Raw genomic sequence first — 15135 nt, 5'->3', positions numbered from 1 at the left:
CCGGGCGGGTCACGCGAGCGCGAGGAACCCGTCGACGAGGAGCGCGCGCACGGCGGGCAGGAGCGAGGCGGCGAGGGCGGCCTCGTCCACCTCGAGGATGTCGGCGAGCGCGGCGACGATCTGACCGACCGCGAGGTCGCCGTCGCACGCGCCCACGAGGCCCGCGAGGGCCGGATCCGCCTGGACCGAGCGCCCGAAGCCGCCGCCCTGGCGCAGCTCGATCACCGTGGGGTTCTCGGCGCCCGGCGTGTGATGGCGGGCCTCCGTGACGTCGGCGGCCACCCGAAGGCGGGCCCCCGCGAGCGCCTCGTCCGTGAGGGCGGCCTGGGCGTCGTGGGCGCGAAGCGCCGCCGCGAGGTGGGATCCGAGCGCGCCCTCCGACGCCACGGGCTGCGGGATGCGCTCGTACCGCGACAGCGTCGGGCCGGCGTCCGCGCGCCGGAGGAGGACGTACCCGAACCCGACCCCCGTCACCCCGCGCGCCGCGAAGTCGTCGAGCCAGGCGGCGAGCAGCCGGTCGTGCTCCGGGCTGCCCGGGGCCGTGCCCCCGTCGCGCACCCACATCTCCGCGTACTCGATCGGGTTGAGGCGCTCGCGCTCGATGACCCACGCGTCCAGGGGAACGGGGGACGTCTCGATCCAGCCGCGGATCCGCTCCAGCCCGTCCTCGCCGCCGCGCGACTCCCAGTTGGCGAGGAACTGCGCCGTGCCGCCGGGCACGAGGTGCGCCCCCACGCCCGCCACGACCTGCTGCACGAGCGCGTCGCCGACGAGGCCGCCGTCGCGATACTCGTAGGTGGGGACGCCCGCGATACGCGGGGTGATGACGAACGGGGGGTTCGACACGATCCGGTCGAACGTCTCGCCCGCGACGGGCGCGAAGAGCGACCCGAGGCGGGTCTCGACGGCGTCCACGCCGTTGAGGAGCGCGCTGATCCGCGCGAAGGCGAGGGCGCGTTCGCTGATGTCGGTCGCGACGACCGCGTCCGCGTACCTCCGCGCGCGGAGCGCCTGCACGCCGCACCCCGTGCCGAGGTCGAGCACCCGACCGGCTCGGTCGGGCAGCTGCAGGCCCGCGAGCGTGACGGAGGCCCCGCCGACGCCGAGCACGTAGTCCTCCGCGAGCGCGCCGGCTCCGAGGGCGAGCTCGTCGAGGTCGGCGGCGATCCACCACTCGCCGGGCCCCCGGTCGTCGTGGAACGACTGCGGGCGCACGGTCGCGCGCGGGCGCACCGCGTCGCCGTCGCGCTCCGCGAGCCCGAGGTGGACGAGGCCCGCGGATCCCGTGTCGGGGAGCGCCCGGTCGACGTCCTCGGCGGGCTGCGTCCGGCCGAAGACGAGCAGGCGGGCGAGCACCGCGGCGGGATCCGTCCGGTCCCTCAGCGCGCGTAGGGCCGGGAGGGCGAGCGTGCGGCCGATCGCGTCGTCGGCCTCCACTCCCCACGCCGCGCGCAGCGGCTCGGATCGGAAGTCGGCTCGGCGAAGGTCGCCGGCGAGCGCGCGGCAGAGGGCGGGATCCGGGTTCAGCACGGGATTCATTCTCGTTCATAGGAAGTTCCCACGCACGGTCCGCCGGGGCGCGGCGGATCCGTACCAGCCTGGGGTCATGGACGCTCTTTACACGACAGAAGCACTCGCCACGGGCGCGGGCCGCGACGGCCGCGTCGCGGTCGCGGGCACGGACCTCGACTTCGACCTCGCCGTTCCGAAGGCGATGGGCGGATCCGGCAACGGCGCGAACCCCGAGCAGCTGTTCGCGGCTGGCTACGCCGCGTGTTTCCATTCGGCCCTGCAGGCCGTGGCGCGCGGGCAGAAGGTCTCGATCGACGGCTCGTCGGTCGGCGGTCGGGTCTCGATCGGCTCGAACGGGGAGGGCGGCTTCGCGCTCGCGGTCGAGCTCGAGGTCGTCATCCCCGACGTCGAGCACGAGATCGCGCAGGGGCTCGCGGACGCGGCGCACCAGGTGTGCCCGTACAGCAACGCCACGCGGGGCAACATCCCCGTGACCATCTCGGTCGTCCATGACTGAGCGGATACGCGGGCCGCTGATCCCCCGGGTCAGCGGCCCGCGCCCGGCGCGAGCGCGCGCACGGCCAGGTCGACGGCGCGCTCGGCCGCGCGGGCGTCGTCCGGCTGCAGTGCGACGTGGAGCGCGACCATGCTCGTCGCGGTCGCGACGTCGTCGACCGTGACGGACGGATCCGCCTCCCCGCGCGCGAGAACCGCGCCGATGATCGCGCGGAGCCGCCCATCGAGCGCGGCGCCGCCGGCGGGCCGGGCGCGCAGCGCCTCAAGGATCGACGCCGAGACGCGGGCCTGCGCCGCGATCCGCTCGAGGAAGCCGCGGATGCCGAGGTCGAGTCCGTCGAGGGTGCCCAGGTTCTCGTCGAACAGCGCCACCGCGAGGTCGGCCTTGGTCGGGAAGTGGCGATACAGCGAGGCCTGCCCGACGCCCGCGCGCCGCGCGATGGCACTGAAGGGCACCTGGTAGCCCTCCTCGGCGAACAGCTCGCGCGCGGCGGCCAGGAGCGCCCGCCGGTTCTCGGCCGCGGCGGCGGGGCCGCGGTTGGCGGGGGTCTGGCGGGGCGCGGGCATGAGGCGTAGCCTATAACCGGACAGAGATGTCCGGTAGGCGTCGTCGCTCGACGGCGTCACGCGCGCCCCGGCCGCGGGGCATACCCGAAAGGACCAACACATGAGCGACATGGCTGCGCAGGGACCCGCCCTGCAGGAGTGGGACGAAGAGGTCATCTCCGGCCGGTTCGCGGGCCGCACGATCATCGTCACGGGCGCCGGGAGCGGCATCGGACGGGCGACCGCGTCGCGCATCGCGCGCGAGGGTGGTCGGGTCATCGCGGTGGACATGAGCGCCGAGGGCCTCGCCGCCTTCGCCGCCGAGCACGGCGACGCGGACGTCGTCACGGTCGAGGCGAACATCACCGACGCCGCCGCGATCGCGCGCATCGTCGAGGCCGCGGGCGAGCGCATCGACGGCCTCGCGAACGTCGCGGGGATCATGGACCGCATGCAGCCCGTGCACGAGGTCGAGGACGCGCTCTGGGAGAAGGTCTTCGCCGTGAACGTGACGGGATCCTTCCTCCTCATGAAGGCCGTCATCCCGGGCATGCTGGAGCGCGGCGCGGGCAGCATCGTCAACGTCGCGAGCGAGGCGGGGCTGCGCGGATCCGCCGCCGGCACGGCCTACACCGCCTCGAAGCACGCCGTCGTCGGCATGACGAAGAGCTCGGCCTACCTCTACGCGCTCTCCGGCTTGCGCATCAACGCCGTCGCGCCGGGCGCGGTGGCCACGGGCATCGAGGCGCCGTTCGCCTCGGAGTTCGCGGCGCCGCGGATCCAGCGCGGCATGGCGGCGATCCCCTCGATCGCGCAGGCGTCGCAGCTCGCCGCGTCGATCTCGTTCCTCCTGAGCGATGACGCGACGAACCTCAACGGCGTCATCCTGCCCTCCGACGGCGGCTGGTCGGCGGCCTAACGAGGTCGGGGCCCGCGGCAACGGCGGGCCCCGGCCCCTACGGGCGCAGCAGCGCCTTGATCGTGCGGCGCTCGTCCATCGCGCGGTAGGCGTCTGCCGCGTCGGAGAGCGCGAACTCACGGTCGAAGACGGCGCCGGGGGCGAGGGATCCGTCGAGCACCTCGGGCAGGATCTCCTCGACGTAGCTGCGCACGGGGGCGACCCCGCCCCGGACGCCGACGTTCGTCGAGAACATCGTGCGCATCGGCAGCTCCGGGCCGCCGTTCGGGACCCCGACGAACCCGACCTGGCCGCCGGGGCGGGCCGAGCGCAGCGCCTGGTCCATCGACTCCTTCGTGCCGACGCACTCGAGGACCGCGTCCGGGCCGATGCCGTCGAACATGTCCTTCAGGATGGCGACGCCCTCGTCCCCGCGCTCGGCGACGACGTCGGTCGCCCCGAAGGAGCGCGCCACGGCCTGCCGGTCCGCGTGGCGCGACATCGCGACGATCCGCTCCGCGCCCAGCCGCCGGGCCGCGAGCACCGCGGACAGGCCCACGGCGCCGTCCCCGACGACCGCGACGGTCGAGCCGGGCCCCACACCGCCCGAGACGGCCGCGTGGTGTCCCGTGAGAAACACGTCGCTGAGGGTCAACAGGCTCGGAATGAGCTCCGGATCCGGGGTGCCCGGCACGACCTGCAGCGTCCCGTCGGCGTGGGGCACGCGCACGAACTCGCCCTGGCCGCCGTCGGTCGCGTGGCCCCAGTGGTCCTCGCCGCCCCACCAGCCGAGCTCGAGGCACGAGGTCGTGACGCCGCGGACGCAGTTCGCGCACACGCCGCAGCAGTCGTAGAAGGGCGCGATCACCGTGTCGCCCACCCGCACACGGGTGACGCCGGCGGCGACCTCCTCGACGACGCCGACGAACTCGTGCCCGATGCGCCGGGGGACGTCGGGGTGCGTCACGCCGCGGTAGGGCCAGAGGTCGGATCCGCACACGCACGCGGCCGTGACGCGCACGACCGCGTCGCGCCCGGTGCCGCTGAGGACCGGATCCGGGACCTGCTCGGATCGGATGTCACGTTCGCCGTAGAGAAGGGTTGCCCGCATGCCTCGAGGCTAATCGCCCGGCGGCCCACCAGGCGCCCCCAGTACGCTGGAACCCATGCTCAACATGGCCGCCGGACTCGCGCGCCTCGGCGACCTCGCTGAGAATCCCGTCGTCGCCGAGCTCGCCCGCGCCTTCGCGGCCGCCGGGCACGAGCTCGCCATCGTCGGGGGGCCCGTGCGCGACGCGCTGCTCGGGCGCGCCACCCACGACCTCGACTTCACGACGAGCGCCCGGCCCGACGACATCCTCCGGATCGTCACGCCCATCTCGACGGCGCAGTGGGACATCGGCCGCGCGTTCGGCACGATCGGCGCGCGCGTGCGCGGCGAGCAGGTCGAGATCACGACCTACCGGGCCGACACCTACGACGGCGAGACCCGCAAGCCGGTCGTCGCGTTCGGCGACAGCCTCGAGGGCGACCTCGCGCGCCGCGACTTCACGGTCAACGCCATGGCGCTCGCGGTGCCGGAGGTGCGGCTCGTGGATCCGACCGGCGGCGTCGAGGATCTCGTCGCCGGGACCCTGCGCACCCCGATCGATCCGCGCGTGAGCTTCGGCGACGACCCGTTGCGGATGCTCCGGGCGGCCCGGTTTTCGGCGCAGCTCGGCTTTGACGTCGAGGCCGCAACGCGCCAGGCGCTCGAGGAGCTCACGGGCACGCTGTCGATCGTGAGCGCCGAACGGATCCAGGCGGAGCTCTCCCGCACCCTCGCGGAGACGGATCCGGTCCGGGGCGTGCGCGTCATGGTTGACACGGGGCTCTCGGGCGAGTTCCTCCCGGAGCTCGGCGACATGCGCCTCGAGGTCGACGAGCACCACCACCACAAGGACGTCTACGAGCACTCCCTGACCGTGCTCCAGCAGGCGATCGACCTCGAGCGCGAGCGGACCCCGGACGCCGCCCCCGACGTCGCGCTGCGGCTCGCCGCGCTGCTGCACGACATCGGCAAGCCCCGCACGCGCAAGCTCGAGCCGGGCGGCGCCGTGAGCTTCCACCACCACGACATCGTGGGATCCCGCATGGCGAAAAAGCGCCTGACGCGGCTGAAGTACGACTCGGCGACGATCTCCTCGGTCGCGCGGCTCATCGAGCTGCACCTGCGCTTCTTCGGATACGCGGAAGGCGCGTGGACCGACTCGGCCGTGCGGCGCTACGTGCGCGATGCGGGCCCAGAGCTCGAGCGCCTGCACATCCTCACCCGCGCCGACGTCACCACGCGCAATCAGCGCAAGGCGCGCCGGCTGGCGTCCGCGTACGACGACATCGAGAGCCGCATCGTGCACCTGCGCGAGCAGGAGGAGATCGACGCGATTCGGCCCGACATCGACGGCAACCGGATCCAGCAGATCCTGGGCATCTCGCCCGGCCCGGACGTGGGACGCGCGTACCGCTTCCTCATGGACCTGCGCCTGGACGAGGGTCCGCTGGGGCCAGAGGAGGCCGAGCGCCGACTCGTGGCGTGGTGGGCCGAGAACCCGTCTGGGTAACCCCCGAATGCCGGGGGCGCCTGCGGGATTCTCACGGGGCCGCCGGTAGCGTGGCGCTCGTGCCCGATTCCACGCCTCGCCGCCCGCTGACGGTCCTCCTGGGCTGCGACACGTTTTCGCCCGACATCAACGGCGCGGCGCGGTTCGCGGAGCGCCTCGCGGCGGGCCTCGTCCAGCGCGGCCACGACGTGCACGTGAGCGCGCCGAACCAGGTCTACCGCCGGGCGCGCCCCGGCACGGAGGTGATCGAGGGCGAGGCGGTGACGGTCCATCGCCTGCCGGCGGTCCCCCTCCCCTGGCACGAGTGGCTGCGCTTCGTGTGGCCGTGGCGCTCGAAGCACTACGCGCGCCGTGTGCTGGACCTTGTGCGCCCCGACGTCGTGCACATCCAGTCGCACATCGTCATCGGCCGCGGCCTCGCCCGCGAGGCCCGCAAGCGCGGCATCCCCGTGATCGCGACGAACCACGTCATGCCGGAGAACATCCTCGACTTCACGCGGGCGCCCGAGTGGTTCAATCGCTTCCTCGTGCGCGAGGAGTGGGCCGACGCGCGGCGCACCTTCGGCATGTGCGCGGCGGTCACCACGCCCACGCGTAAGGCCGCGGACTATCTCGAGAAGACCGTCGACGTCGCCGGCGTCATCCCCGTCAGCTGCGGGATCGATATGTCGCGGTACACGCCCGACCTCTCGCCGCGCGCCGAGCGGCGGATCGCCTTCGTCGGCCGGCTCACGAGCGAGAAGCGGGTCGAGGACATCCTGCGGGCGGCCGCCGCCCTCGACGGCGTCACGGTCGAGCTCGTGGGCGATGGCGACCAGCGCGCCGCGCTCGAGGCCCTCGCGGCCGAGCTGGGGATCGCGGACCGGGTCGAGTTCCACGGCCACGTCTCGGACGACGAGCTCCGCGCGACGTTGACCCGCGCCTCGGTGTTCGCGATCGCGTCGATCGCCGAGCTCCAGTCCATCGCCACGATGGAGGCGATGGCCTCCGGGCTCCCGATCGTCGCCGCCGACGCCGTGGCCCTCCCCCACCTCGTGAGCGACGGCGAGAACGGCTTCCTGTTCCCGCCGGGCGACGTGCCCGCGCTGACGGAGCGGATCCGCGCGGTCCTGGAGGCGAGCCCCCGCGAGTACGAGCGGATGCAGCGCGCCTCGCTCAGCCTCGTCGCGGTGCACGACATCACGCGCACGCTCGACACGTTCGAGGCGCTGTACCGCGGCGAGGAGCTCCCGGCCTGAGGCCGCGGGCGAGAGGGGCGCGCATGCACGTCGTGATGTTCGCCGACCAGCACGTCGAGACGTCGGGCGGCGCCCAGGTGGCGATGCGGCTGCAGCGGACCTTCCTTGAGCGCGCGGGGCACACGGTCACGATCGTCGCGCCGCGGCGGCACGGGCACGGCCTCCCGGGCGCCGCGGACGAGGGGTACGTGGACCTGCCGTCGATCGCGGTGCCGACGGATCGCGAGTACTCGGCCCTCTGGCCCGGCCGCCGGGCACTCGCCGCGGCCGAGCGGGGGATCGCGCGCCGCGTCGCGGCGGGCGCCCCGCTCCCCGATCTCGTGCACGTCCAGGCCGACTACTGGGGCGCGGTGCTCGGGTACCGCCTGGCCCGGCGCCTGCGGATCCCCGTCGTGCACACAATGCACAACCGCGTCGACGTCGGGCTCGCGGCGACGGTTCCGGCGCCGCGGCTCGCGCTGCGGCTCCTCAACGCGTGGCGGCGGCGGGCGCTCCCGGGGTCGGGGCCCGGATCCGACGGGTGGGGGTACCTCCGCGGCCTCGCCGCGGGCGCGGGCGCCGTGACCGCCCCCTCGCAGCACTTCGCGCGGCGCCTCGAGGAGCACGGCGTCTTCTCCCCCGTCGACGTCGTGTGGAACGGAATCGACGACGACGCGCTGGCGGCCGTCGCGCCGCCTGAGACCCGCGGCGGCCTCGTCTGGGTGGGGCGGATGAGCCCCGAGAAGCGGCTGTTGCCGTTCCTCGCCGCCTACGCGGACAGCGGCATCGTTCTGCCGGTCGAGGTCATCGGATCCGGCTTCGAGAGGAACGCGGCGGAGCGCCTGGTCCGCGAGCGCGGGATCGCGGATCGCGTGACGTTCGCGGGGCGCCTGCCGTACCGCGAGACGCTCGCGCGGATCGCGGGATCCGCGGCCCTCGTGCAGACCTCGATCGGATTCGAGACGCAGGGAATGACGCCGTTCGAGGCCGCGCAGCTCGGCACGCCGGCGATCGTGAGCGACCCGGACGTGGCCCGGGAGCTCGACGGGGCGTGCTGGGAGGTCGCGTCCGCCGCGGACGAGCGCGGCCGGGTCGCGGCGCTCGCCGCGGCGCTCGCGCGCGCGGCGGCCGACCTGGCGGAGGGCACCGCGCCGGAGCCCTCCGCGCGCGTGCGGGCCGAGTTCCTGCAGTCGTCCCGCACCGCCGCGATGATCGCGATCTACGCCCGCGTCCTCGGCCGCTGAGCTATCGCCCGTGCGGCCGGTCGTCGGTTCCGTGACGCGGCAGCCCGTAGCCGTCTCCCGGCAGCGCGAAGAGGGTGGCGGCGAGCCCCGCGAGGGCGAGGAGGGCGAAGGCGATTCCGGCGACGATCATGGCAGAAACGCTACGGTTGCGCGGATCCTGCCACGAGTGGCACGATCGACACTGTTCGCGTGATTTCTGCCAATGGGGAGGCACCCGTGATTCACACCGTGGCGTGTATCGCCCAGGAGGGCCTCGCGCCCTTCGAGTTCGGGGTCGCGTGCGAGGCGTTCGGGCTCGATCGCTCGGCGCAGGGGCTCCCCGTGTTCGACTTCCGCGTCGTGACGCCCGTGCCGGGCCGCATCGGCACGGACTTCGGCTTCTCCCTCCTCGTCGACGAGGATCTCGCGTTCGCGGACGTCGCGGACGTCGTCGTGGTCGCCGCGACGCCGCGCGCGTTCTGGGGCGGTCAGGATCCGCGCGTGCGCGACGTCGTCCGCCGCGCCGTCGCGCGCGGGGCCTGGGTGCTTAGCGTGTGCAGCGGGGCGTTCACCCTGGCGGACGCGGGTGTGTTGGACGGCCGGCGCGCGACGACGCACTGGATGCACGCCGATCGCCTCGCCACGATGTATCCGACCATCGAGGTGGACCCCGACGTGCTCTACGTGCAGGAGGGGCGGATCATCACGAGCGCCGGCACGGCCGCGGGCATCGACGCGAGCCTGCACCTCCTGCGGCAGGAGATCGGGGCGGAGGCGGCGAACGAGATCGCGCGGCGCATGGTCGTCCCCCCGCAGCGGGACGGCGGCCAGGCTCAGTTCATCGCCCGCCCGCTCCCGGAGCATGCCGGGGCGTCGCTGGCGCCCGTCGCGGACTGGGCGCTCGACCGGCTCGACCAGGAGCTCGGCGTGGAGGAGCTCGCGGCGCGCGCGCACATGTCGCCGCGGACGTTCGCCCGGCGGTTCAAGCGGGACTTCGGCGCGACGCCGGCGGCGTGGCTGGCGCGCCAGCGGGTGCTGCACGCGCAGCGCCTGCTCGAGCAGACCGACTTCTCGCTGGAGCGCATCGCCGCCGATTCGGGGTTCGGATCCGCGGCCGTGCTGCGTCAGAACTTCGCCCGCGTCCTCGGCCTCACGCCGACCGCCTACCGCGACCGCTTCCGGTGCGCGGAGCCCGCCCCGCGGGAGGCCGCGCCGGCCGCGTAGCGTGGCGCGTCGCGGGCGCGGGTGGTAAAGTTGAGTCTGCACGACTCAAGTTTTATCGCCGGCTGACACAAGGAGGACCCCATGCCCGCGAACCAGGTGCCGCAACAGGAGGAGCAGAGCGCCCTCGAGCAGTTCGGCATCAACCTCACCGAGCGCGCCCGCAGCGGCAAGCTCGACCCGGTCATTGGACGCGACAGCGAGATCCGTCGCGTGAGCCAGGTGCTCACCCGCCGCACGAAGAACAACCCCGTCCTGATCGGGGAGCCCGGCGTCGGCAAGACGGCCGTCGTCGAGGGGCTGGCGCAGCGGATCGTGGCGGGCGACGTGGCGGAGAGCCTCGCGGGCAAGGAGCTGATCGCCCTCGACATCTCCGCGCTCGTCGCGGGCGCGATGTACCGCGGCCAGTTCGAGGAGCGCCTCAAGAAGGTGCTGCAGGAGATCACCCAGTCCGAGGGGCGCGTGATCACCTTCATCGACGAGCTGCACGTGCTCATGGGCGCGGGCGGCGGCGAGGGATCCGTCGCAGCGGCGAACATGCTCAAGCCGATGCTCGCGCGCGGGGAGCTGCGCATGATCGGCGCGACGACGCTCAACGAGTACCGCGAGTTCATCGAGAAGGACGCGGCGCTCGAGCGGCGCTTCCAGCAGGTCTACGTCGGCGAGCCGAGCGCCGCCGACACGATCGCGATCCTGCGCGGCCTGAAGGAGCGCTACGAGGCGCACCACAAGGTTGCCATCAGCGACAGCGCGCTCGTCGCCGCCGCCTCGCTGTCGCATCGCTACATCCCCAGCCGCCAGCTGCCGGACAAGGCGATCGACCTCATCGACGAGGCGGCGAGCCGGTTGCGCATGGAGATCGACTCCGCGCCGCTCGAGATCGACGAGCTGCGCCGGCACGTGGACCGGCTGAAGCTCGAGGAGCTCGCGCTGAAGAAGGAGAAGGACGCGGCCGCGAAGGAGCGCCTCGCGGCGCTGCGGGAGACCCTCGCCCAGCAGGAGGAGGAGCTGTCCGGCCTGCAGGCCAGGTGGGAGGCCGAGCGCGCCACGCTCAACCGCGTCGGAGACCTCAAGACGCGGCTCGACGCCGCGCGCAGCTCGGCCGAGCGCGCGCAGCGCGAGGGCGACCTCGAGCGCGCCTCGCGCCTGCTCTACGGCGAGATTCCCGGGCTCGAGCGCGAGCTGGCTGACGCGGAGCGCGCCGAGCAGTCCGACGACCGCATGGTGGGCGACCAGGTCACGGACGAGGACATCGCGGGCGTGATCGCGGCGTGGACGGGGATCCCCGTCGGCCGTCTTCTCCAGGGCGAGAGCGAGAAGCTCATCCACCTGGAGGCCGAGCTCGGTCGCCGCCTCATCGGCCAGAAGGACGCGGTGACCGCCGTGTCGGACGCCGTGCGGCGCTCCCGCGCCGGCATCAGCGACCCGAACCGGCCGACGGGATCCTTCCTGTTCCTCGGCCCGACGGGCGTCGGCAAGACCGAGCTCGCGAAGGCGCTCGCCGAGTTCCTCTTCGACGACGAGCAGGCGATGATCCGCATCGACATGTCGGAGTACGGCGAGAAGCACTCCGTCAGCCGCCTCGTCGGCGCCCCTCCGGGGTACGTCGGCTACGACCAGGGCGGCCAGCTCACCGAGGCCGTGCGGCGGCGCCCCTACAGCGTCGTGCTGCTCGACGAGGTGGAGAAGGCCCACCCGGAGGTCTTCGACGTGCTGCTCCAGGTGATGGACGACGGCCGCCTCACCGACGGCCAGGGTCGGACCGTGGACTTCAAGAACACGATCCTCATCCTCACCTCGAACATCGGATCCCCCATCCTCGTGGATCCGGCGATCGCCGCCGAGGAGAAGCGGACGCAGGTGCTCGAGCTCGTGCACCGCGCGTTCAAGCCCGAGTTCATCAACCGGCTCGACGACATCGTCGTCTTCCAGGCGCTCGGCGAGGACGACCTCGCGCAGATCGTGGAGCTGCAGGTCGACCTGTTGCAGCGCCGCCTGGCGGATCGGCGGCTCACGCTCGCCGTGACCCCCGACGCGCGAGCCTGGCTGGCCGAGCGCGGCTACGACCCGGCGTTCGGCGCCCGGCCCCTGCGCCGCCTCATCCAGAAGGAGATTCAGGACCGCCTCGCGATGGCGATCCTCTCCGGCGGGATCCACGACGGGGACACGGTGCGCGTCGATGTCGCGCCGGAGGGAACGCACCTCGCGCTGACGGCGTAGCCGGAGCGGCACACGGCGCCCCCGTCCCCACGAAGGGGACGGGGGCGCCGTGTGTGCGAGGTCAGTCGTTGACGAGAACGGTCTCGGCGAGCGCGCGGCGCTCGCGCGGGGCGAGCTCGCGCTCGCGCATCGCGTCGGGAAGGATCTCGGGGTCGCCCGCCTCGCCGAGGGCGAGGAGCGTGAACGGCCGGAAGCGGTCCGCCAGGTCGAAGCGCTCGCTGACGACCGCCGGGTCGAAGCCCGTCATCTGGTGCACGAACAGGCCGTCGTGGTGCGCCTGGACCGAGAGGTGCGCGACCGCCTGGCCGAGGTCGTACTGCGCGGTGACGTTGGCGCGGCCCGCCTCGTTCTCCGTCTCGGCGATCGCCGCGATGAGCACGCCGGCGCGCGTCGCCCACGCGGCGTTGAACTCGACGAGCGCGGCCGACAGGCCCGCGAATGCCTCGGACCCGCGCCGCGCCACGATGAACCGCCACGGCTGCGAGTTGTACGCCGAGGGGCTCCACCGGGCGGCCTCGAGCGCGCGGGCGAGGGCGCCCTCGTCGACCGTCGCGGTCTCGTCGTACGCGCGCGGGCTCCAGCGCGCGGCGAGGATGTCGAGGACGGGAACGTCGGTCGGGGCCGTGCGGTCGAGGGTCGTCGCGGTCACAGTGTCTCTCCTATGCAGGTCGTCTCGGGGGCGGATCGCGCCCACGCGAGGCTACAACCACGGCGTTTCGCGAATATTCCGTCAGCCGGCGACGAACCGGAATTCTGGCCGAATGGGGGACAGACAGCGCGGCGAGTGCTTCTTAGGCTGGCGCCCGGGGGACACCGGAATGACCGAGAGAGATCAGATGGTCGGCGGCAGCCGACGCGCGACGCGCGAGGGTGTCGCCGGCCACTGGCCGCGCCCGGTCTTCCCCGAGGAGAGCGGCGCGGATCCGGATCCGCAGCATCCCGAGCGCCCCGAGCCGCTCTCCGCGGCCGAGGCGGCCCAGACCGCCCGCCGCTGGGGATGGACCCTGCTCGCCGCCGCCGGCGCGGTCATCGCGCTGGCCTTCGCGCTCCCGATCGGCTGACGCCTCAGCGCGCCAGGGCGTCGCGCCAGGACACGCGCGCCCCCATGCGCAGGAGCGAGTTCTCGTAAATGCGCGCCGCCAGCGCGACGACGCCGACGCAGGCCGCGAGGGACAGAACGATCGAGACGATCGGCTCCCACCATTCGGCCTCGCCGAAGAACATCCGGATCGGCATCGACACGGGCGAGGAGAACGGCACGTAGGACATGATGGCCATGACGAGCGGGTTGTTGCTGAAGAAGATAACGAGCATGTACGGCGCCATCACGAGGTAGAGGATCGGCGAGATCGTCTGGCTGATGTCTTCCTGGCGCGAGACCATCGCCCCCGTCGCGGCGAACAGCGTCGCGATGAGCAGGAAGCCCGTCACGAAGAACAGCGCGAACCAGAGCAGCGGCGACCCGAGGCCCGCGAGGATCTCGGTCTGGCCCGTCGCGAGCAGGGATCCGGAGACCGTGATCGCGACGAGCGCGATCTGCGCGAAGGCCATCGCGGTGTTGCCCAGGACCTTGCCGGCGAGCAGCGCGCGGGCGGGGATCGCGGTGATGAGGATCTCCACGACGCGCGTCTGCTTCTCCTCCACCACGCTCGTCGCCACGGGCATCCCGAACGACATCGCGGCGCCCATGAAGATGACCCCGAAGGCGATCCCCATGATGTAGCGCAGGGCGGACCAGGCGCCGTCGGGGTCGAGGAGCTCGACCGTGGGCGCGAGCGAGAGCGCCGAGACGAGGGCCTCGGGCGCCTCCGTCTGCGCGACGATCGTCACGCCCGCGGGCGAGTCGCCGTCCGCGACGACCGCCGCGTCGACCTCATCCTCCGCCACGAGCGCGCGGGCCTCCTCGGCCGACGCCGTCGTGGTCACTTCGATCCCGGAGCCGTCCGGCAGCTCGGCCGTGATAGCCGACGGCGCGGCGACCGAGGTCGTCTGCTGCCGGTCGCCGAGCAGCTGCATCACGACGAAGGCCACGACGATGCCGACGAGCAGGATCCCCGTCGAGACGAGAAAGGCCTTGCTGCGCACGCGGGTGACGATCTCGCGCTGCGCGACGAGCGCGGTCGCGCGGGACAGGGAGACGGGGCGGGCGGCGTTCATCGGACGACCTCTCGGAAGATCTGGGCGAGCGTGGGCTGTTGCGGGGCGAATCGGGACACGGATCCCTCCCCCACGAGGCGGCGAAGGACGCGCTGCGCCGTGTCGTCCGCATCGACGTCGAACACGGCGGATCCGCCGTCGAAGGAGACGACCTCCACGCCGGGCTCGTGGCGCAGCCAGCCGACGTCGCCGGTCGTCTCGACCTCGAACCGCGGGGCCGAGTGCGCCTGGCGCAGCGCCTCGCGGGGCCCGTGCGCGCGCACGACGCCGCCCGCGATGATCACGAGGTCATCGCACAGTCGCTCGACGACGTCGAGCTGGTGGGAGGAGAACAGCACGGCGGCGCCCGCGGCGGCGCGCTCCTGGAGCACGCCGACGACCGTCTCGACGGCCATCGGGTCGAGGCCGCTGAAGGGCTCGTCGAGGATGAGGACGTCCGGGTCGTGCACGAGCGCGGCCGCGATCTGCGCCCGCTGCTGGTTGCCGAGCGAGAGTGCCTCGACCGCGTCGTTCAGCCGCTCCCCCAGGCCGAGCTGCTCCAGGATCCGCGTCGCGCGGTCCGTCGCCTCCCGGCCCTCGAAGCCGTGGAGCCGCGCGAGGTAGGCGATCTGCTCGCGCACCTTCATCTTCGGGTAGAGGCCGCGCTCCTCCGGCATGTAGCCGAAGAAGCGGCGCGCGTCGGCCGAGAGCGGGGCGCCGTCGAGCGCGACCTCGCCGCCGTCGGATCGCAGCAGGCCGAGCACGATGCGCATGGTCGTGGTCTTTCCCGCACCGTTGCCGCCGACGAAGCCGGTCAGACGGCCGCGCGGGACGGTGAAGGACACGTCGTCGAGCACCGTGCGTTCGCCGAAGCGCTTGGTGACTCCCGTGAGATTGAGCATGAGTCCGACGCTACGGATCCGGCCCGCGGCGCACATCCGCCCGCGGGTGGAGAACGCGGATCCGCCCCCGGGTGGAGCATGCGCGGGAATACACCGCGCGGATCCGCCGTTGGGCTCACCGGCGGCGCAGCGCCGCCACCGCAA

The 15135-nt window shown here is 73.3% G+C and carries 15 protein-coding genes; 8 read left to right on the top strand and 7 right to left on the bottom strand.

Annotated elements, in window-relative coordinates; genetic code table 11:
• Positions 1-9 precede the first annotated feature (9 nt).
• The gene (locus G8E01_RS01500) at positions 10-1539 is read right to left on the bottom strand and encodes a DUF7059 domain-containing protein (RefSeq protein ID WP_166314887.1); all 1530 of its coding nucleotides are present in this window, start codon (positions 1537-1539) and stop codon (positions 10-12) included.
• Positions 1540-1606: 67 nt separating this feature from the next.
• Between G8E01_RS01500 and G8E01_RS01495 the strand changes: the two genes are divergently transcribed.
• Complete coding sequence (locus tag G8E01_RS01495; protein WP_166314885.1) at positions 1607-2029, top strand: organic hydroperoxide resistance protein; 423 nt, start codon at positions 1607-1609, stop codon at positions 2027-2029.
• Between the two features lie 29 nt (positions 2030-2058).
• Here the strand turns inward: G8E01_RS01495 and G8E01_RS01490 are convergent, their stop codons facing one another.
• Complete coding sequence (locus tag G8E01_RS01490; RefSeq protein WP_166314883.1) at positions 2059-2595, bottom strand: TetR/AcrR family transcriptional regulator; 537 nt, start codon at positions 2593-2595, stop codon at positions 2059-2061.
• 100 nt (positions 2596-2695) lie between these two features.
• Between G8E01_RS01490 and G8E01_RS01485 the strand changes: the two genes are divergently transcribed.
• On the top strand, positions 2696-3493 hold the full coding sequence (locus tag G8E01_RS01485; protein ID WP_205827197.1) for an SDR family NAD(P)-dependent oxidoreductase: 798 nt from the start codon (positions 2696-2698) through the stop codon (positions 3491-3493).
• Positions 3494-3530: 37 nt separating this feature from the next.
• On the opposite strand, the gene G8E01_RS01480 is transcribed toward G8E01_RS01485, so the two are convergent.
• Positions 3531-4583, bottom strand: a complete 1053-nt coding sequence (locus tag G8E01_RS01480) for a zinc-dependent alcohol dehydrogenase family protein (RefSeq protein ID WP_166314881.1) — start codon at positions 4581-4583, stop codon at positions 3531-3533.
• 55 nt (positions 4584-4638) lie between these two features.
• On the opposite strand from G8E01_RS01480, the gene G8E01_RS01475 reads away from it, so the two are divergent.
• The 3 genes from G8E01_RS01475 to G8E01_RS01465 are packed head-to-tail and all read left to right on the top strand — an operon-like array spanning position 4639 to position 8533.
• Positions 4639-6072: a CCA tRNA nucleotidyltransferase gene (locus G8E01_RS01475; protein WP_166314879.1), complete on the top strand. Its 1434-nt coding sequence runs from the start codon at positions 4639-4641 to the stop codon at positions 6070-6072.
• Positions 6073-6122: 50 nt separating this feature from the next.
• Entirely contained in the window at positions 6123-7310 is a 1188-nt protein-coding gene (locus tag G8E01_RS01470; RefSeq protein ID WP_420826037.1) for a glycosyltransferase, read from the top strand.
• 23 nt (positions 7311-7333) lie between these two features.
• Positions 7334-8533, top strand: a complete 1200-nt coding sequence (locus tag G8E01_RS01465; RefSeq protein ID WP_166314875.1) for a glycosyltransferase — start codon at positions 7334-7336, stop codon at positions 8531-8533.
• A gap of 1 nt (position 8534) precedes the next feature.
• Here G8E01_RS01465 and G8E01_RS12915 read toward each other — a convergent pair whose 3' ends face one another.
• Positions 8535-8663, bottom strand: a complete 129-nt coding sequence (locus G8E01_RS12915; RefSeq protein ID WP_277343607.1) for a hypothetical protein — start codon at positions 8661-8663, stop codon at positions 8535-8537.
• Between the two features lie 89 nt (positions 8664-8752).
• Between G8E01_RS12915 and G8E01_RS01460 the strand changes: the two genes are divergently transcribed.
• Positions 8753-9736 carry a helix-turn-helix domain-containing protein gene (locus tag G8E01_RS01460; protein ID WP_166319674.1) on the top strand — a complete coding sequence of 328 codons (984 nt, stop codon included), beginning with the start codon at positions 8753-8755 and terminating at the stop codon, positions 9734-9736.
• A gap of 81 nt (positions 9737-9817) precedes the next feature.
• Positions 9818-11953: an ATP-dependent Clp protease ATP-binding subunit gene (locus tag G8E01_RS01455; RefSeq protein WP_166314873.1), complete on the top strand. Its 2136-nt coding sequence runs from the start codon at positions 9818-9820 to the stop codon at positions 11951-11953.
• 61 nt (positions 11954-12014) lie between these two features.
• Here the strand turns inward: G8E01_RS01455 and G8E01_RS01450 are convergent, their stop codons facing one another.
• Positions 12015-12602 carry a nitroreductase family protein gene (locus tag G8E01_RS01450; protein WP_166314871.1) on the bottom strand — a complete coding sequence of 196 codons (588 nt, stop codon included), beginning with the start codon at positions 12600-12602 and terminating at the stop codon, positions 12015-12017.
• A gap of 169 nt (positions 12603-12771) precedes the next feature.
• Here G8E01_RS01450 and G8E01_RS01445 point away from each other — a divergent pair, with 169 nt between their 5' ends.
• On the top strand, positions 12772-13014 hold the full coding sequence (locus G8E01_RS01445; RefSeq protein ID WP_166314869.1) for a hypothetical protein: 243 nt from the start codon (positions 12772-12774) through the stop codon (positions 13012-13014).
• Positions 13015-13018: 4 nt separating this feature from the next.
• Here G8E01_RS01445 and G8E01_RS01440 read toward each other — a convergent pair whose 3' ends face one another.
• On the bottom strand, positions 13019-14110 hold the full coding sequence (locus tag G8E01_RS01440) for an ABC transporter permease (protein WP_166314867.1): 1092 nt from the start codon (positions 14108-14110) through the stop codon (positions 13019-13021).
• The gene (locus G8E01_RS01435; RefSeq protein WP_166314865.1) at positions 14107-14991 is read right to left on the bottom strand and encodes an ABC transporter ATP-binding protein; all 885 of its coding nucleotides are present in this window, start codon (positions 14989-14991) and stop codon (positions 14107-14109) included. The genes G8E01_RS01440 and G8E01_RS01435 overlap by 4 nt, the downstream gene beginning before the upstream one ends.
• Positions 14992-15135 lie beyond the last annotated feature (144 nt).

Source organism: Microbacterium excoecariae (assembly GCF_011326725.1).
Classification (GTDB): domain Bacteria; phylum Actinomycetota; class Actinomycetes; order Actinomycetales; family Microbacteriaceae; genus Microbacterium; species Microbacterium excoecariae.
This window is presented reverse-complemented; position numbering and strand designations above follow the sequence as displayed.